The organism is Pseudomonas fluorescens (assembly GCF_041354075.1).
Lineage (GTDB): Bacteria > Pseudomonadota > Gammaproteobacteria > Pseudomonadales > Pseudomonadaceae > Aquipseudomonas > Aquipseudomonas fluorescens_CE.
On record NZ_JARZGC010000006.1, the window covers coordinates 224,637 to 242,030 of the forward strand.

Sequence of the window (17,394 nt, forward strand, 5' to 3'; positions counted from 1 at the left end):
TCCTTGCCCCGTCTGCGACGGACTCACGCAGCCTTAAGCGTCCTGAAGCGAATGTTCAATGCCTCGACCGCAAGTGAGAACGCCATTGCAAAATAGACGTACCCCTTCGGTACGTGCATCCCCATCGCATCGGCAATCAGCACGACGCCCACGACAATCAGGAACGCCAGGGCCAGCATTTTCAGGCTCGGATGCTTGTCGATGAACGCACTGATCGCCCCGGCCGCAAGCATCATGATCAACACGGCGACGACGATAGCGGCAACCATCACCGGTACATGAGAAACCATTCCGACAGCGGTGATCACCGAGTCCAGCGAGAAGACGATATCGATGATCGCAATCTGAATGATGGTGCTCAGAAAGCCCGCCCCCTTTTTACCAACCTCAGCCTCCCCCTCTTCGCCACCTTCCAGTTCCTGGAAGATTTCGCTGCTGCTTTTCCATAGCAAGAACAATCCACCGAAGAACAGAATCAGGTCACGCCCCGAAATCCCTTGATCGAAGACATGAAACAGATCGGTAGTCAGTTGCATGATCCACGTGATGGACAGCAGCAGAAGAATGCGCGTGACCATGGCCAGTGCCAAACCGAAGAAGCGGGTTTTGGGCTGCATGGCTTTGGGCATGCGGCTGACCAAAATCGAAATCATGATGATGTTGTCGATACCCAAAACGATTTCCAACACTGTCAGGGTAAAAAACGCGATCCAGATTTCCGGATTGAGAAACCATTCCATAACGTCAAAACTCTCGATTGCCCAGAAAAAAAGGCATCACCAAAATCGGTGATGCCCACATGCTCAAATGAGCGAGTCGTGGTAAGCCACATCGCCTCGACGGGGGCGACCAAACCAATCGTCGGTGCGGCGATGCACTGATGGCACCTGTCAGCCAATCAGACGGTGAGAAGCGAGTTGCCATCCATCTCAGACGGAATCGGCAAACTCAGCATCTGCAACAGGGTGGGAGCGATATCGCACAACCGGCCATGCTTCAGCCCGTGTCGCCCTGGCTGCTCACTGACCAGAATCAGCGGCACCGGATTCAAGGTATGCGCCGTGTGGGCCTGGCCTGACGTCGCATCGAGCATTTGCTCAACGTTGCCGTGGTCGGCGGTAATCAAACATTCGCCACCAACTGCGAGGGTTGCTTCAACTACGCGACTCAGGCATTCATCGAGCACCTCGACTGCCTTGACGGCAGCATCGAAGGAGCCCGTATGACCCACCATATCGCCGTTGGCATAGTTGCAAACGATCAGATCGAATGTGCCGCCGGCGATAGCGTTGACCAGTTTGTCAGTCAACAGTGGGGCGCTCATCTCAGGCTGCAAATCGTAGGAAGCAACGTCAGGCGACGGAATCAGGATTCGCTCTTCACCCTCAAAAGGCTGCTCTCGACCGCCGTTGAAAAAGAACGTCACGTGGGCGTACTTCTCGGTTTCGGCAATGCGCAATTGCGTTTTCCCAAGTCTGGCCAAGTGTTCCCCCAAGCTGTTGTGAATAGCTTCGGGAGGGAATGCACACAGGCAACTCAGCTCTTCGGAATACTGCGTCAATGTCAGCAAGCGATCCTTGTCCACCACTAACGGCCGCTCGAACGCCGTGAAATCCGGTTGGATCAACGCCTGGGTCAACTCTCGCGCCCGATCGGGGCGAAAGTTCATGAAGATCATGGCGTCATCGGCACCGACTCTGACGGGTTGTCCAATCGTGGTTGGCTTGACGAATTCGTCCGACTCCCCACGTTCGTAAGCGGCAGACAAAGCTACCGATGCCGTTTCAGCCTGATGTTCGGCTTCGCCGCCGACAATCAATCGGTAGGCCGATTCCACACGCCCCCAGCGGTTGTCGCGATCCATTGCATAGTAGCGACCGACCAGCGAAACAATGCGCCCGGCGCCCAGTTTCACAAACGCGTTTTCCAAAGCCTCAAGCGAGGCTAAAGCGCTCTTGGGCGGCGTGTCTCGACCATCGAGAAAGCCATGCACATAAACTTTCTCGACACCTTGCTCAACCAGGCAACCACAAGCCGCGATAATCTGATCGATATGACTATGCACGCCGCCCGGAGAAAGGAGCCCCATCACGTGCACGGCACCATCGCGACTCTTTACCCCTTGGAGCAACAACTGTAGTGCCGGGTTGTGTGAGAACTCTCCGTCCGAGAGTGCTTTATCAATTCGGGTCAGGCTCTGGTACACCACCCGCCCCGCGCCGAGGTTCATGTGACCAACCTCGGAGTTCCCCATCTGACCCTCGGGCAGTCCAACAGCAAGACCTGACGTCGCGATCTCGCTGTGGGCGAAACGTTTGAGCAGCGCATCAAACGTCGGCTTCCTCGCTGCGGCGAAAGCATTCGATTCAGTAGCCTGCCGAATACCGACACCATCAAGAATAATCAAAGAGCGCGTCGTCATCGTGCCCCCTAGAAGATGTAATCAGTGGTCAAGAAGCTCGACTCGCGATTGCGAATGATGTCGCTGACCAGTTCCTTGTTACTTTCCTGGAACTTGGTGGCGACGAGCGTGCGGATGGAGAACACGCGCAAGGCGTCATGAACGGAAAGCGTCCCTTCGGCAGAGTTTTTGCGGCCGTTGAATGGAAAGCTGTCTGGGCCGCGCTGGCATTGCGCGTTGATGTTGATACGCCCCACCTGATTGGCGAAGGCATCGACCAAACGACCCACTTGCGCGGAATCCTTGCCGAAGATACTGAGCTGCTGGCCGAAATCGGAATCGAGGACGTATTCGATGACTGTTTCCAGATCACGGTAAACCACCACAGGTACAACCGGACCGAACTGTTCTTCGTGGTACACACGCATGTCAGAAGTCACCGGGTACAGCACCGCGGGGTAGAAAAACGTCTCACAGACTTCTCCCCCGCCGGCGTTGACGACTTTGGCACCTTTGCTGACAGCATCGGCCACAAGTCCGGTCAGAAAATCAGTCTTGCCCGGTTCTGGTAGCGGCGTTAAAGCGACCCCCGTCTCCCACGGCATACCCGGTTTCAGCTGGGCCAGCTTCGCCTGAAACTTGTCGAGGAAAGCGTCAACGACGTTCTCATGAACGAACAGGATTTTCAGCGCAGTACAGCGTTGCCCGTTAAACGACAACGAGCCGGTAACAGCCTCGGAAACGGCGTTATCCAAATCGACATCGGGCAGGATGATGCCAGGATTTTTCGCGTCCAGACCCAGCGCGGCACGCAGACGGTGTGGCTTTGGGTGCAGCTTTTTCAGGTCGCTGGCAGCCTTGTTGGTTCCGATGAACGCAAAAACATCGATCTTGCCGCTGGCCATTAAAGCGCTGACGGTTTCCCGGCCGCTGCCGTAAATGATGTTGATAACTCCGGCCGGGAAGCTGTCACGGAATGCCTCGAGCAAAGGTCGAATCAGCAACACCCCGAATTTTGCGGGTTTGAATACAACGGTGTTGCCCATGATCAACGCTGGAATCAGGGTCGTGAACGTCTCGTTCAACGGGTAGTTGTACGGTCCCATGCACAGCGTCACGCCCAAAGGAACGCGACGAATCTGTCCCAGGGTGTCTTGTTCAAGCTCGAAACGGCTGGAACGACGATCCAGTTCCTTGAGGGCGTTGATGGTGTCGACGATGTAATCACAGGTGCGGTCGAACTCTTTCTCCGAGTCTTTGAGATTCTTGCCGATTTCCCACATCAACAACTTCACGACCGCTTCGCGTTGTTCACGCATGCGGCTGAGGAAGGACTCCACGTGTCGAATACGCTCGACCACGCGCAGGGTTGGCCAGATGCCCTGGCCACGGTCATAGGCTTGTACCGCTGCTTCCAGTGCGGTCATGGCCGTTTGCGCGTCCAGAAGTGGGGTACTGCCCAAAATCACGGACTCGTGACCCGATTCTTTTTTCAGGCATACAGGACTGCGGACGGGAGCGAGCGCGCCGTCCCACAACCGCAGCTCGCCATTGACCAGATACTCGCGCTGTTCAATGGAAGGTCCTGGACGAAACGCAGCAGGGATTTCGTCTGCGCTGGGGAAGAGCGTTTCAAGTCGGTTGTTCAACGTCATTTTTCATACCTCTGTGCGCACTGTTCAGTGCCGGGAGAGAAAGAACCGGGCACGCTGTGCTTTGCACGTTCAAATAGAATTCAGATCACAACGAATTCGGCAGCCGGCGCCGTTTGCGCCGCCCAGCAGATGCCAGCAAAGGACATCGCATCCAGCGAAGCTCCGCCGATCAGGCCACCATCGATGTCCACTTGATCAAACAATTGCTTGGCGTTATCGGCCTTCACGCTCCCGCCGTACAGAATCCGGCAATCGACGGCGGCTGCGCGATCATGCTCAGCCAGCCACTTGCGGATGTGCCGATGAACAGCTTGCGCCTGCTCTGGCGTCGCGGTTTCGCCTGTACCAATGGCCCATACGGGCTCATAGGCAATCACCCCCTTGACCAGGTCCTGAATGCCCACTGCCTTCAGAACTGCACTCAATTGTTGGGTGACGATTGCCTCAGTTTCACCGCCCTGTCGCTGAGCAAGTGTTTCACCCACACACAACACCGGGATAAGTCCGGCGCGAAGCGCGGTAGCGAATTTCTTTGCCACACGTTCATCGTCTTCTGCATAAAGCGCACGGCGCTCCGAATGCCCGACAAGTACGTAGCGGCAGCCGATATCCCGGAGCATGGAAGCACTGACTTCTCCGGTATGTGCACCTGACAGATGAGCGCTGAGATTCTGGGCTCCCAGCGAAACATCAGAATCGTCCAGCAGATCAGCTACGGTCGCCAGGTAGGGAAACGGTGGGCAAATTGCCGTCTCGACACTTTCAAAGCGTGAAACCACCGGAAGCAGGCTGCGCAGCAACGAAGCATTGGCCGCGCTGCTGCCGTTCATTTTCCAATTGCCGATAACCAGTTTCTTTTTGTGAGAAGAGCTCTGCATGATTCAGGCTTTCCTGTTCAAAAGTGCGGCAGCGTCATAGGGCGCACGCCCTTGCAACGCCTCTTCAATACGCAGCAAACGGTTGTATTTGCCCACCCGATCCGAACGACTCAGAGAGCCGGTCTTGATCTGTCCGGCACAGGTTGCGACAGCAAGGTCGGCAATGGTGGTGTCCTCGGTTTCTCCCGAACGATGGGAAATAACCGCGGTGTAACCGGCATCTTGCGCCATGCGGATAGCGTCCAGCGTCTCGCTGAGAGTGCCGATCTGGTTGAACTTGATCAGAATCGAATTACCAATCCCTTTCTGAATGCCCTCACGCAGAATTTTGGTGTTGGTCACAAACAAGTCGTCGCCCACCAGTTGCACGTGGCCGAGCTTCTGAGTCAGCCCCGCCCAGCCATCCCAATCGCTTTCATGCATCCCATCTTCGATGGAAATGATCGGGTACTTGTCGCATAGCATCGCCAGGTAATCGGCAAAACCTGCCGAATTGAAGGACTGGTCTTCGCCGGCGAGTACATAGTTGCCGTCCTCGTAAAATTCTGAGGCAGCACAATCCAGCGCCAGCGTAATGTCCTTGCCCAGCTCGTAACCCGCTCGACTTACAGCCTCCTTGATAACAACCAATGCTTCTTCATTGGAAGCCAGTGAAGGAGCAAACCCACCCTCATCCCCCACTGCAGTGCTCAGGCCGCGTTCCGTCAAAACCTTCTTCAAGGAGTGGAAGACCTCGGCGCCCATGCGCAGGCCTTCGCGGAACGACGAGGCTCCGACTGGCTGGATCATGAACTCTTGAATATCGATGTTGTTATCGGCGTGCTCGCCACCGTTGATGATGTTCATCATCGGAACGGGCATGCTGAATTTGCCAGGTGAGCCATACAGCGCGGCCAAGTGTTCGTACAGCGGAACCGCCTTAACCGCAGCCGCAGCCTTGGCGCTGGCCAGGGATACCGCGAGGATCGCATTGGCCCCCAGAATGCTTTTACTCTCGGTACCATCCAGGGCAATCATCGCATTGTCGATTTCACGCTGATTCAGGGCATCCAGTCCGATCAGGCATTCACGAATCGGGTTGTTCACATTCTCGACCGCGCGCATCACGCCTTTGCCCATGTAGCGCGATGCATTGTCTCTTAGCTCGAGCGCTTCACGGGAGCCCGTGGACGCACCTGAGGGAACGCTGGCCGTTGCACTGACGCCACACGCGAGGGTCACAACCGCTTCGACGGTGGGGTTGCCTCGCGAGTCCAGAATTTCACGGGCAAGGATGTGCTGGATACGGCTGTTCTTGTTAAACATGATTTGTCCCCTTCGTATGATTCACTGCCGTTGCCTCTTGGCCTTGCGTACCGAGCAATTCCTGCTGCTCGGCATACTGCGCCCGAAAATCGAAATCCCGTGGCCATGATGCAAAGTCGTGTTCTTCAACGACTTTGTGATCAGTAGAATTCGTCTCACTCATCAGAGCATCCTCAATCAGCGGATCGCTTCGCCTACGCGCACAACACGAAGGGAATTGGTCCCGCCTTGGGCGTTGGCGTAGTCGCCTTTGGTAATCAGAACGTGATCGCCTGCCTTCACCACACCACGGCGGGTCAACTCATTTACAGCTTTTTCGTTGACCAATTCAGGGGCGAAATCATCGCTGTCGAACGGAATGGTCGTGACACCACGAAACAACGTGACCCGATTTTGGGTGGCCAGATTGCGAGAAAACGCAAAGATCGGAAGGTGCGAGCGAATGCGCGACATCAAGCGAGGTGTATCGCCGCTTTCCGTCATGCAGATGATGGCTTTGACACCGTGCAGGTGGTTGGCCGCGTACATGGCGGACATAGCAATGGACTCGTCGATCTTGTGGAACACCTGGTCGACGCGATGTTTGGAACGATGGGATTGAGGATGCTTTTCTGCGCCGATGATGATCCGGTGCATGGCCTCGACCGTTTCGATGGGATAAGCACCCGCCGCGGTTTCGGCGGAGAGCATCACCGCGTCGGTCCCATCAAGCACTGCGTTGGCAACGTCGAACACTTCTGCACGAGTCGGCATTGACTGCGTGATCATCGACTCCATCATCTGAGTGGCGGTGATCACCACACGATTAAGCGTGCGGGCACGTTCGATAATCAGCTTTTGAACGGCGACCAGTTCCGCGTCACCAATTTCCACCCCCAGGTCACCCCGGGCCACCATCACGCCTTCAGATGCTTCGATGATCTCATCGAGAATTCGCAGGTCATTGACGGTTTCTGCGCGTTCAATCTTGGCAATCAGGCCGGCCTGCCCTCCTGCCTCCTGCATCAGGCGACGAGCCAGGTGCATATCCGAGGCGTCGCGTGGAAACGAGACAGCCAGGTAATCCACCTGCATGTGTGCAGCCGTCTTGATATCGGCGAAATCTTTTTCGGTCAGCGCCGATGCCGACAGTCCACCGCCTTTGCGATTGATCCCCTTGTTGTTGGACAGCGGTCCGCTTATCAGGACTTCGCAGATCAATTGCGTCGCTTCGACGTTCAGAACCTTCAACTCGATTCGTCCGTCATCGAGTAACAGAATGTCGTCTGGGCGGCTGTCTGTGATCAAGGCCTCGTAGTCGATTCCGACCCGCTGATTGTCCCCGGCATTTTTGTCCAGCGCAGCGTCGAGAATGAATTGCTGCCCCTTCTCGAGAACGACTTTTCCTTGCGCAAACCGTGCGATGCGAATTTTAGGACCTTGCAGATCGGCCAGTACTGCCACGAAACGACCATGTTTGGCAGCCAGCTCACGCACCAGCCGGGCACGAGCAATGTGATCTTCAGCCTTCCCATGGGAAAAGTTCAGGCGCACGACATCAACGCCCGCTTTCACCAATCCCTCGAGGGCTTCGAATGATTCTGTTGCTGGCCCCAACGTGGCCACGATCTTGGTTCTGCGCTGCATGACAGATGCTTCCTCAAACAGGGTTTTATTATTGAACGCAAAGGAAATCTGGAGCCGCTTGTGATTATTTGCGTGCAAATGATCAATCAGCGCAAAGCAATCCAATTGAGTGCTAAAACTGCCATGGACCGACAAATGGCTTTTTACCTCAGTATTTTCATGCTAAACGCCCAGCACCCAGGTAAACGACATCGAAAAACGCTTAAAAAATCTTGGCACATTGACACACCAAAATGCAATGCTATTTTAGTCAGCACAAATACACGCATCCGGCCACGACCCGGATCGCACTACTCTGCCGAAGGGATATTGATCATGCTGCCAAGACGCCTCTCCATCGCCAGCCGAATGGTTCTCGGGTTCGTCATCATTGCCGCGCTGAGCATTGCGCTAGGGGTTTTCGCCTTACGTCAGATCGATGAAGTGCAGGTCCAATCGACCCAGATAAAAGACAATTGGCTTCAACGGGTACGTGCTCTGGGGGCGGCGAATGCCGCACTGAACCGCTATCGGATGGGATCGATGCAGCACATTCTTTCGGTCAGCGAGAAAGACATGCAGTCTTACGAGGACAAAACCGCCGGGCGGTTGCGTCAGGTTCGCGAGCAAATGCAGATCTATGCCCAGTTGCTCACGAACGAGGACGATAAGGGACGGTTGAGCGCGTTCAATGCCAGCCTTGACGTGTACGCAAAAAATCACCTCGAATTGCTCACGCTTTCTCGCAAGGGTGACAAGACGGGCGCCAGGGAATTTCTGATGACGATCAGGGATTCCTACGATCAGATGACGCAAAACTTCGAAGACCTCATCGACCGTTCAAACCAAGGCGCGGAGATGGCAGGTAACGAGTCGATTGATGCCTATCAACGCGCCGTCCAAGGCGTGGGATTGGTCATCATCCTGGTTGGTATCGGGACAGTTCTGGTGGCATGGCTACTGACTCGCAGCATCACTGCTCCCTTGAATGTGGCCGTTAAAGCCGCGAAAACAATTGCCGAAGGTGATCTGAGCCAGCCCATTCAACCAACGGGCAACGATGAAGCTACTCGTCTGCTCGAGTCCTTGGCGACCATGCAAAGCAATCTGATAAAGACCTTGGGACAGATTTCAGGCTCATCCCGCCAATTGACCAGCGCCACTGCCCAACTAAACACGGTCACGGAAGCCTCCAGTCAGGATATTCAACAGCAACACGCCGAGATTGAGCAGGCAGCCACCGCGGTGACCGAAATGACCGCAGCCATTGAAGAAGTCGCCCGTAATGCGCTGTCCACGTCCGAGCTGTCCGTGGCGTCACGGGACATTGCCCTGAAAGGGCAACAACGCATGGTCGAAACATTGGACGCCATAGAGACGCTCACCCGAGATGTGCAACTCAGTTCGGAGCAGATTGAAAGCCTGGCCGAACAGTCGCAGCGTATTGGCAAGGTACTGGACGTCATTCGCACGATTGCCGAACAAACCAACCTGTTGGCACTCAACGCCGCCATTGAAGCGGCTCGAGCAGGCGATGCGGGTAGAGGTTTTGCCGTCGTTGCAGATGAGGTGCGCGCCCTCGCCCACCGCACTGCACAGTCGACGCGGGAAATCGAAGAGATGATAAGTGGCATCCAAAGCGGAACGGATACTGCCGTTTCAACCATGCTCAGCAGCAGTGAGAACACCCGTCTCACGTTGTCTTTGGCCCAATCCACTCAAAGCGCGCTGGCAGAAATTGTCGCCGCCAACGACGACATCAATCAACGCAATCTAATGATCACGACAGCCACGGAAGAACAAGCGCACGTTGCACGTTCCGTTGACCGCAACTTGCTCAATATCCGCGATCTGTCCGTTCAGTCGGCTACGGGCTCACAACAAACCACTGACGCTTCGATATCCCTCGGCCATTTGGCTGTCGAACTCAACAGCATGGTGGGACACTTCAAGATTTAATCAGTGCAATTTTTTGCATAATGCCACGTTAAAAAGTAGTCAACAGCGACGAAACCTGTTCGAATCAAGCCATGCTTCATTCGCACTCACTTACCACTACTGCGGAAAGTGATCGTCGCCACTCTATTCGTAAGTGATCAAAAATATGGCCTCAAGTGCCCTCGTACTACGCATCGCCGCTGAAATCCGGCAGAAAATCCAGACAGGCAAGCTGCCCCTGGGTGCTCATCTGAGCGCACAAAAAGTCGCCGACGAGTTCAACGTCTCCCGATCTCCTGCACGCGAAGCGCTGGTGCTGCTCTCCGAGCAAAACATTCTCGAACAACTGCCAAATCGTGGGTTCTTTGTGCTGGAGCTCGTGCAGGATCCGTCGCAAATCCACGATGAGGTACTTCCGCTTGAAGAGCCGGACGAATACTACCGACTCTCGGAAGACTGGCTGAACAATGCAATCCCCAACGAAGTGACAGAGCAGTTTCTGCGCACTCGCTACAACCTGACAAAGGCCCAGGTCATAGACATTCTCAACCGGGCAGCAAAAGTCGGTTGGGCCGAGCCGAAACCGGGTTATGGCTGGCGCTTCCTGGACGTGGCCAAGACACCTGAAACGCTCGAACAGATCTACAAGGTGCGCTCGTTGATCGAACCGGCAGCGCTGCTGGAGCCGACTTACCATCACGACCTGAGCAAGCTCCAGCGCTTGAAAAAAGAGCAGCAGGACATGCTCAACGGCGGCATTGATAACCTGCCGGCTGATGTGCTGCTCAAAAATGGTATTCGCTTCCACGAAGAGCTAATCAAGCTCTCCGGCAACCCGCTTTATCACATGATCCTGGTCCAGATGAACAACATGCGGCGATTGATCGAATATCGCTCGATGATCGACCGCAAGCGCCTTTTCAAACAGTGCGCCGAACACATCCGGATGATCGAACTGGTGGAGCAAGGCAACAACCTTGAAGCCGCGCATCTCATGAAACAGCACCTGAGTGGATCCTTCGCTCACAAATCGCCAATTCTGAAATTAAGACCCGAATCCGCCGAGGCCAGCCTCTCACTTTCAGGCATCGGCACTGGCCTCACATCACTTCTCGAGGAGAGTACAAGTTGAGCACCGAAGAACAATTGCGCGAAGAAATCTGCACCGTCGGCAAAAGCCTGTACGAACGCGGTTATACCGTGGGTAGCGCAGGCAACATCAGTGCACGCCTGGAAGATGGCTGGTTGATCACCCCCACCGACGCCTGCCTGGGAAGATTGAAGCCGGAAGAAATCGCGAAAGTCGGCAAGGACGGCACCTGGGTATCCGGCAACAAGCCTTCGAAAACCCTGGAGCTGCATCGTCAGGTCTACGACCGCAACCCGGAAGTGAATGGTGTGCTGCACACACACTCAACGTCGCTCGTGGCCCTGACGCTCGCTGGCGTCTGGAACAAGGACGACATCCTCCCTCCACTGACGCCTTACCAAATCATGAAAGTCGGCCACATCCCATTGATCGCCTATCAGCGCCCTGGTTCTCCTGACGTGGCGGCACAGGTCGCGCAATTGGCTAACGATGTGCGCGGCGTCATGCTGGAACGGCTAGGCCCCGTGGTTTGGGAAACCTCGGTATCGAAAGCCAGCTTTGCACTGGAAGAGCTTGAGGAAACGGCGAAGCTCTGGATGATGAGCAATCCGAAACCAGCACCGCTGGGTGAAGAGGCAATTGAGGACTTGCGCCGGGTGTTCTCAGTCAAGTGGTAAGCCCACAGAGTGGCCTTCGAATACAGGTAGATTGTGTTCAAAGGCCCTCTCGGTCTATACCGTAGTGCTCGCCGCAACCTTTCGGACGACGTAGGGCAGAATTCCCCCCTCCTTCAAGTAGAGAATTTCCTGTTGCGAATCCAACTGCAGAATCAACGGCAGCGAGGTCTGACTTCCGTCCGCGCGATTGATCACCAGGCAAAGCGGGTTTGCCCCCACCTGCATTGTCTCCAGACCTTTGAAGTCCAGTGTCTCATCCCCTTTTAACTGCAAGTTCGTCGCGTCAACGCCTGCCGCAAACGTAATGGGCAAGATGCCCATGCCGATCAGATTGCTACGATGGATACGCTCAAAACTCTGCGCGACGACAGCCTTGACGCCCAAGGTGGCTTGCGCCTTGGCTGCCCAGTCACGACTGGAGCCCGCTCCATAGTTGAACCCGGCGAAGATCACCAGCGGCACGTCTTTGGCAACGTAGCTCAGAGCTGCGTCGTAAACGCACTGGATCGAACCGTCAAAAGCCGTTGCAAAACCACCCTCTCCCGGCTGTTGCTCCAATAGCCGATTCTTCACTGCTCGATTCACGAATGCACCGCGCATCATCACTTCGTGGTTGCTGCGGCGGGTCGAGTATTGATTGAGATCGTTCGGGTTTTCGCCGCGCTCGATCAACCACTGTCCAGCCTGGCTTTCGAGTGGAATCGCACTGGCCGGTGAGATGTGGTCAGTGGTGACGTTGTCGCCCAGCACCATCAAAGTTCTTGCACTATGAATCGACAACTCGGGTGAAGCTTCGGCTTTGACGTTTTGCAGGTAAATGGGTCGGCGCAGGTAAGTCGAATTCGGCGCCCAAGGAAACTGCACGCTGCCACTCGCTGACAGTGCCTGCCAGTGATGAGTGCCATCCCACAGCATCGCGTTACGCTGGCGGAACAAATCCGGGCGAACGGTCTGGCTGACCAGTGCCTGAATCTGCTCTTCACTGGGCATCAGTTCATGCAGGTACACATCGTTGCCTGCCGCATCCTGTCCTAACGGCTCAGTCTGGATATCCATATTGATGGTGCCTGCCAAGGCATAAGCCACGACCAGCGCCGGCGAAGCCAGGTAGCCGACCTGGACGCGAGGATTGACCCGCCCCTCGAAGTTGCGATTGCCCGACAACACCACCACGGTTTTGAGGCCATGGTCCGAGAAGCGCTCCATGTGTTCTTCGAGACTGCCGGAGTTACCGATGCAGGTCATGCAGCCAAACCCGGCGAGATCGAACCCCAAGGCCGAGAAGTCGCTCAGCAGATCGGCCTTTTCCAGGTAGTCCGCGACTACGCGTGAGCCGGGCGACAGAGATGTCTTGACCCAGGGTTTACTGCGCAAACCGCGACGCTGAGCGTTACGGGCCAGCAATCCCGCCTGGATCATCTGGCTCGGGTTTGCAGTGTTGGTGCAACTGGTGATTGCCGCCAGGGAGATGGCGCCATGGGTCAGGGCCTGGCCAAACGAAGGCTCGAAGTATTGGGCTTCAGCGTCCGAGGAACGCGCTATCACGCCCTCCCGCTCACCCAGAATTTCCTGGCGAAAGGATGGCGCTGCATCAGCCAGCTTGCGCCACTGATGCGGTTGATGAGGTCCGGCAACACTTGGCTCGATGGCCGCGAGATCCAGCTCGATCAAGTCATCGAAATGCGGTTCGGGCAGTGAGTCGTGGCGCCACAGGCTTTGCGCTTCGAGGTAAGTTTCAATACGCGCAATGGTGTCTTCGCTGCGACCGGTCAGGTGCATGTACTCCATCGTGCTGTCGTCGAACGGGAAGAAGACTACGGTGGCGCCATACTCAGGGGCCATGTTCGACAGCGTGCCTCGCGCCGCCCAACTGAGCTTCGACAGGCCAGGGCCGCAGAACTCAACGAACTTGCCCACCACGCCCTTCGCACGCAATATTTGCGTGATGCGCAATGCCAGATCGGTGGCCGTCACACCGGGCCGCAGTTCATTGCTCAAACGAATGCCGACGACTTCAGGAAAGCTGATCGGCACCGGCTCGCCGAGCATGGCAGCCTGTCCCTCCAGCCCACCCACACCCCAGCCAAGAACGCCGATGGCGTTGATCATCGGCGTGTGGCTGTCGGTTGCTACGATATCGTCAGGATGCAGCAGTGGCTGGCCATCGGCGGTCTGGCTTTCCCAAACCACGGTCGCCAGCGACTCCATGTTGACCTGGTGAATGATCCCGGTACCGGGCGGAACCACCTTGAAATTGGTCAGACTCTTCTGCGCCCACTTGATGAATTCGTAGCGTTCGGAGTTGCGGCGGTAGTCGATGTCCAGGTTCTTCTCCACCGCGTCCGCTTCGGCGTAGCGCTCGACAATCACCGAATGGTCAATGACCAGCACCGCAGGAATCATCGGGTTCATGGTTTCCGGTGCGCCACCCATCTCCGCCACCATATCGCGCATACCGGCAAAGTCAGCCAGCGCCGGCAGGCAGGTCGTGTCGTGGAACATCAGCCGGTTGGGGTAAAAAGGCACTTCGCAGGCCGGCGCCCCTTGGCGTATGCATGCGATGAAGTTGTCCAGCGACGCCGGTGAGCACCGCGCCACATTCTCCAGCAAAATACGGATTGAATAAGGCAAGCCAATGAGCTCGTCCGGGGTGAGTATCTTGTGCAGATCCACGTAGGCGTAACGGGTGTCGCCCACTTGAAGATGGTTTTGATGACGTGCGTCGATGGTGGAAATCATGGGCTTACCGTTCACCGGTTGAGTGCGTACGCAAACGAGTCTATTCGGTCGTTCAGTTGAACCCAGCGTAACCAAAGGCCGAGCCGGGGAAAATTGAACAATGAGCAAGTCATCGTTCGCCAACGGAGAACGCAGCCTTGATGAGTCTGAAATTGTCAGGTCTTGCTCACTTCCCTACTCTCAGGGGCGACGACAATTTCCATGGAGACCATTTATGCTCGCCCCTACCGCAAAAGTCCTTGCAGAGCTTGCCCCGACTGGTGTGCTCAAAGCTGCCATCAACTTCGGCAATCCGGTGCTTGCACAGCGCAATGCCGAAACGGGCCAACCTCAAGGTGTATCTGTCAGCCTGGCGGTGGAATTGGGCAAGCACCTGGGCGTTCCTGTCGAGTTCATCACCTACGACGCTGCGGGAAAAGTGTTCGAGGCGTTGGCACAAAATCAATGGAACATCGCATTCCTGGCCATCGAACCTGTGCGTGAAGCTCAAGTCGCCTTCAGTGAACCTTACGTGATTATCGAAGGTACCTATCTGGTCAAGGACAGCTCCCCATTCCGCAAGATGGAAGATCTGGATCAACCCAACGTGCGGATCGCCGTGGGCAAGGGTGCAGCTTATGACCTGTACCTGAGCCGGACTCAACAGCACGCAACCCTGGTTCGCGCGTCAACCTCTGCCGGAGCGGTGGACCTGTTTCTCGATGAGAACCTGGATGCGGCGGCGGGCGTGCGTCAACCGTTGCTCAAGGTCGCCGAGGCCAACAAGGAATTGCGCGTCCTGGACGATTACTTCACGTCAATTCGCCAGGCAATGGGCGTTCCCGTGCGATGTGCCGCGGGTGCGGCGTATGTCAGAGCATTCCTGGAAGAACAGAAAGCCAACGGTTTCGTTACCAAGGCACTTGCCGCAAGCGGCCAAAGTGACGTCACGGTTGCCCCGCTTCAAGTCAATTGAGACCGCTGCGATAAGGGGATGAAACGCACTTGCCTGCTCAGCGGCGAAGGCGTTTCAACCAGATTTTATGCACCGGCTCAGCGCAGAGCATCACCACTATCAAGCGCATGATCTGCATTGCCGTAACGATGCCAACGCCCAGGTTCAAGGCTTCGGCCGTCAGGTACATCTCCGTACTGCTGCCCGGCATCATGCCCAGTGCCAGCGTCATCAAAGGAAAACCCAGCAGATAACCGATTCCAAGTGCCAGCAACAAGGTGCATACAATCATGCTCAAGGTGAACACCGAAACCTTGATCAGGAATGTCGGTGAGGCCTTGAAGAACTGGCGATCAAAATAGCCTCCCAGCGCGCAACCGATCATGAGCTGACCGTAATGGCTCAGCTCAACGGGTAATGCCGTCTGCAGATTGAAGCTGGCAGTGAATAACGCGCACAGCGCCATCGGGCCGAACATCCAAGGGTTCGGCAACTTGTACCGTTTCCAGATAATCGCTGTCAGCGCCCCGCCGAGCAACAATGGCAGCAGCCAATACCAATCACTGGGCAATCGGGCATGAACCACCGATGGAGAGATTTTCGAGCTGAAAAACATCGCGGGCGGAACACAAAGCACAATCAGCACGAGCCGAACACTGTGAGCTGCAGCGATCTGACTGACATTGGCCTTATGCCTGATCCCCGATTGAATCATCTCTGCAAAGTTCGCAGGCATGAAGGCGAAAAAGGCAGTCGTCAGATCCATGCCTCGACGCCGCATGAACTCGATGCCGAGCAAGGCAAGCAACAAGGTCAGAAATGCCGCAAACAGCATCATCGCGAAATGCCCCAGGATCTGCTCCAGCACCGCGGGTGTGAAATGCAGGCCTATGGATGTCGCAATCATCCATTGCCCGGTCAATCGACCATTGGGGATCTCCCCCACCCGCCAGCCCAGGCAACGCACCAGAATAACCGCCAACATCGATCCAATGATCCAGGGCAAAGGCCAGTTCAGGTAACTGGCAATCAGTGCGCCGGCCACTCCAATCAGCGGTGTCGCCCACCACAATCCCATTGAGGTGAAAAACGCTTTCATAGGTTGGTGCCACCAAAGACCATACACACTGGACTTCCTGTCTCAATCACCTCACCCGTCGGGGTCAAGCTGCCAGTCGTTGGGTCAATACTGAAAACCACGATGGTGTCGCTGTCCTCGTTGGCCACATACATGCATCCGCCGTCGGGCGACAACGCGAAAAATCGAGGAGTGAGGCCTTGCGTTGGCGTCGCTGATTCGAATGTCAGCCAGCCCGATTGAGGATCAATGCTGAAGCGCGCAATGCTGTCGCTTCCCCGGTTGGAGGCGTAGAGGAAGCGCCCGGCCTTATCGACTTCGATCTCTGCGGCCGTGCTGTCGCCGGTGAAAGAATCCGGCAGCGTAGAGAGCACCTGCTGCGGCTGCAGCTCACCACTTTCGCTGTTGAAGCGATAGGTTGCGACGGTCGAGTCGAGCTCATTGACCGAGTAGACAACGGGTAGTCCCGGATGAAACGCCACATGCCGCGGCCCGGCCCCTTTGCGGGTGGCAACAGATGGACAGGCTGTCGGGAGCAGCTTGCCCGACAGTGAGTCGAATCGGTAAGTGAAGATCCGATCGAGACCTTTATCCGGTACGACGACTAGCTTTCCACTGGGGTCGAATGGATTGAAATGCGGTTTCGGGCCTTTTTGTTCAATTCGATGGGGTCCGATCGGCCCTTGCGTCATCACTTGATCGCAGAGTTCGCCGAGTTCCCCCGAATCGAGAATCGGTAAAACAACAACAGAACCACTGTAATGGTTGCTCACCACCAGGAAGTCGCCGTCCGGTGAAATCGCCAAATGTGCGGGATTGTGGCCATGGGTGCTTTGGCTATTGAGGTAGCGCAGCGTGCCATTGGCGCCGATGCTGAATGCGCTGGCCTGATCCGTATCACCATGGACGCAGTACAGGAAATCCTCCTGTTTACTGATCGCAAGAAATGAAGGGTTTACCAATCCATCAACCAACTGCACATGAGACAGGCGCCCAGTCTTTGAGTCGACGCGGTAGACGTTGATCCCGTTGCCACGGGCATTCCTTTCACGAGTGGTGCGACAGCCTACGTAAATGAACATGAAGTCATCTCA

General features: G+C 55.9%; 14 protein-coding genes. 4 read left to right on the top strand and 10 right to left on the bottom strand.

Annotated features, from left to right (window positions below):
- Positions 1–23: 23 nt before the first annotated feature.
- From QIW53_RS10490 to pyk, 7 genes are all read right to left on the bottom strand, one after another.
- Positions 24–740: a TerC family protein gene (locus tag QIW53_RS10490; protein WP_371049584.1), complete on the bottom strand. Its 717-nt coding sequence runs from the start codon at positions 738–740 to the stop codon at positions 24–26.
- 158 nt (positions 741–898) lie between these two features.
- A complete protein-coding gene (gene gpmI, locus QIW53_RS10495; RefSeq protein WP_371049585.1) occupies positions 899–2,422 on the bottom strand; it encodes a 2,3-bisphosphoglycerate-independent phosphoglycerate mutase in 1,524 nt (507 codons plus the stop codon).
- Between the two features lie 8 nt (positions 2,423–2,430).
- Positions 2,431–4,056: an NADP-dependent glyceraldehyde-3-phosphate dehydrogenase gene (locus QIW53_RS10500; RefSeq protein WP_371049586.1), complete on the bottom strand. Its 1,626-nt coding sequence runs from the start codon at positions 4,054–4,056 to the stop codon at positions 2,431–2,433.
- Between the two features lie 80 nt (positions 4,057–4,136).
- Entirely contained in the window at positions 4,137–4,934 is a 798-nt protein-coding gene (gene tpiA, locus QIW53_RS10505) for a triose-phosphate isomerase (RefSeq protein ID WP_371049587.1), read from the bottom strand.
- A 3-nt stretch (positions 4,935–4,937) separates the two neighbouring features.
- Positions 4,938–6,239 carry a phosphopyruvate hydratase gene (eno, locus tag QIW53_RS10510; protein WP_371049588.1) on the bottom strand — a complete coding sequence of 434 codons (1,302 nt, stop codon included), beginning with the start codon at positions 6,237–6,239 and terminating at the stop codon, positions 4,938–4,940.
- The gene (locus tag QIW53_RS10515; RefSeq protein ID WP_371049589.1) at positions 6,232–6,402 is read right to left on the bottom strand and encodes a hypothetical protein; all 171 of its coding nucleotides are present in this window, start codon (positions 6,400–6,402) and stop codon (positions 6,232–6,234) included. Before QIW53_RS10515 ends, eno begins: the two co-directional genes overlap by 8 nt.
- A 14-nt stretch (positions 6,403–6,416) precedes the next feature.
- A complete protein-coding gene (gene pyk, locus QIW53_RS10520; RefSeq protein WP_371049590.1) occupies positions 6,417–7,865 on the bottom strand; it encodes a pyruvate kinase in 1,449 nt (482 codons plus the stop codon).
- A 315-nt stretch (positions 7,866–8,180) separates the two neighbouring features.
- Between pyk and QIW53_RS27285 the strand changes: the two genes are divergently transcribed.
- The 3 genes from QIW53_RS27285 (at position 8,181) to otnC (ending at position 11,549) form a co-directional block, all read left to right on the top strand.
- On the top strand, positions 8,181–9,803 hold the full coding sequence (locus QIW53_RS27285; protein ID WP_442439644.1) for a methyl-accepting chemotaxis protein: 1,623 nt from the start codon (positions 8,181–8,183) through the stop codon (positions 9,801–9,803).
- A gap of 145 nt (positions 9,804–9,948) precedes the next feature.
- Positions 9,949–10,914, top strand: coding sequence for a GntR family transcriptional regulator (locus QIW53_RS10535; RefSeq protein WP_371049591.1), 966 nt, complete (start codon positions 9,949–9,951; stop codon positions 10,912–10,914).
- Positions 10,911–11,549, top strand: coding sequence for a 3-oxo-tetronate 4-phosphate decarboxylase (gene otnC, locus QIW53_RS10540; RefSeq protein ID WP_371049592.1), 639 nt, complete (start codon positions 10,911–10,913; stop codon positions 11,547–11,549). Before QIW53_RS10535 ends, otnC begins: the two co-directional genes overlap by 4 nt.
- A gap of 54 nt (positions 11,550–11,603) precedes the next feature.
- Here otnC and acnA read toward each other — a convergent pair whose 3' ends face one another.
- Positions 11,604–14,288 (bottom strand): aconitate hydratase AcnA, encoded by a 2,685-nt coding sequence (gene acnA / locus QIW53_RS10545; protein ID WP_371049593.1) that lies wholly within the window; start codon positions 14,286–14,288, stop codon positions 11,604–11,606.
- A 214-nt stretch (positions 14,289–14,502) separates the two neighbouring features.
- Between acnA and QIW53_RS10550 the strand changes: the two genes are divergently transcribed.
- Positions 14,503–15,243: an ABC transporter substrate-binding protein gene (locus QIW53_RS10550; RefSeq protein ID WP_371049594.1), complete on the top strand. Its 741-nt coding sequence runs from the start codon at positions 14,503–14,505 to the stop codon at positions 15,241–15,243.
- A gap of 37 nt (positions 15,244–15,280) precedes the next feature.
- On the opposite strand, the gene QIW53_RS10555 is transcribed toward QIW53_RS10550, so the two are convergent.
- On the bottom strand, positions 15,281–16,321 hold the full coding sequence (locus QIW53_RS10555) for an AbrB family transcriptional regulator (protein ID WP_371049595.1): 1,041 nt from the start codon (positions 16,319–16,321) through the stop codon (positions 15,281–15,283).
- Entirely contained in the window at positions 16,318–17,382 is a 1,065-nt protein-coding gene (locus tag QIW53_RS10560; protein WP_371049596.1) for a lactonase family protein, read from the bottom strand. The genes QIW53_RS10555 and QIW53_RS10560 overlap by 4 nt, the downstream gene beginning before the upstream one ends.
- Positions 17,383–17,394 lie beyond the last annotated feature (12 nt).

Bases quoted from the DNA above. Each gene is read 5' to 3' on its own strand.
- eno (WP_371049588.1), bottom strand. From the start codon at position 6,239: ATGTTTAACAAGAACAGCCGTATCCAGCACATCCTTGCCCGTGAAATT.
- QIW53_RS10555 (WP_371049595.1), bottom strand. From the start codon at position 16,321: ATGAAAGCGTTTTTCACCTCAATGGGATTGTGGTGGGCGACACCGCTG.
- QIW53_RS10515 (WP_371049589.1), bottom strand. From the start codon at position 6,402: ATGAGTGAGACGAATTCTACTGATCACAAAGTCGTTGAAGAACACGAC.
- QIW53_RS10550 (WP_371049594.1), top strand. From the start codon at position 14,503: ATGCTCGCCCCTACCGCAAAAGTCCTTGCAGAGCTTGCCCCGACTGGT.
- QIW53_RS10560 (WP_371049596.1), bottom strand. From the start codon at position 17,382: ATGTTCATTTACGTAGGCTGTCGCACCACTCGTGAAAGGAATGCCCGT.
- QIW53_RS10535 (WP_371049591.1), top strand. From the start codon at position 9,949: ATGGCCTCAAGTGCCCTCGTACTACGCATCGCCGCTGAAATCCGGCAG.
- QIW53_RS27285 (WP_442439644.1), top strand. From the start codon at position 8,181: ATGCTGCCAAGACGCCTCTCCATCGCCAGCCGAATGGTTCTCGGGTTC.
- pyk (WP_371049590.1), bottom strand. From the start codon at position 7,865: ATGCAGCGCAGAACCAAGATCGTGGCCACGTTGGGGCCAGCAACAGAA.
- gpmI (WP_371049585.1), bottom strand. From the start codon at position 2,422: ATGACGACGCGCTCTTTGATTATTCTTGATGGTGTCGGTATTCGGCAG.
- tpiA (WP_371049587.1), bottom strand. From the start codon at position 4,934: ATGCAGAGCTCTTCTCACAAAAAGAAACTGGTTATCGGCAATTGGAAA.
- acnA (WP_371049593.1), bottom strand. From the start codon at position 14,288: ATGATTTCCACCATCGACGCACGTCATCAAAACCATCTTCAAGTGGGC.
- QIW53_RS10490 (WP_371049584.1), bottom strand. From the start codon at position 740: ATGGAATGGTTTCTCAATCCGGAAATCTGGATCGCGTTTTTTACCCTG.
- QIW53_RS10500 (WP_371049586.1), bottom strand. From the start codon at position 4,056: ATGACGTTGAACAACCGACTTGAAACGCTCTTCCCCAGCGCAGACGAA.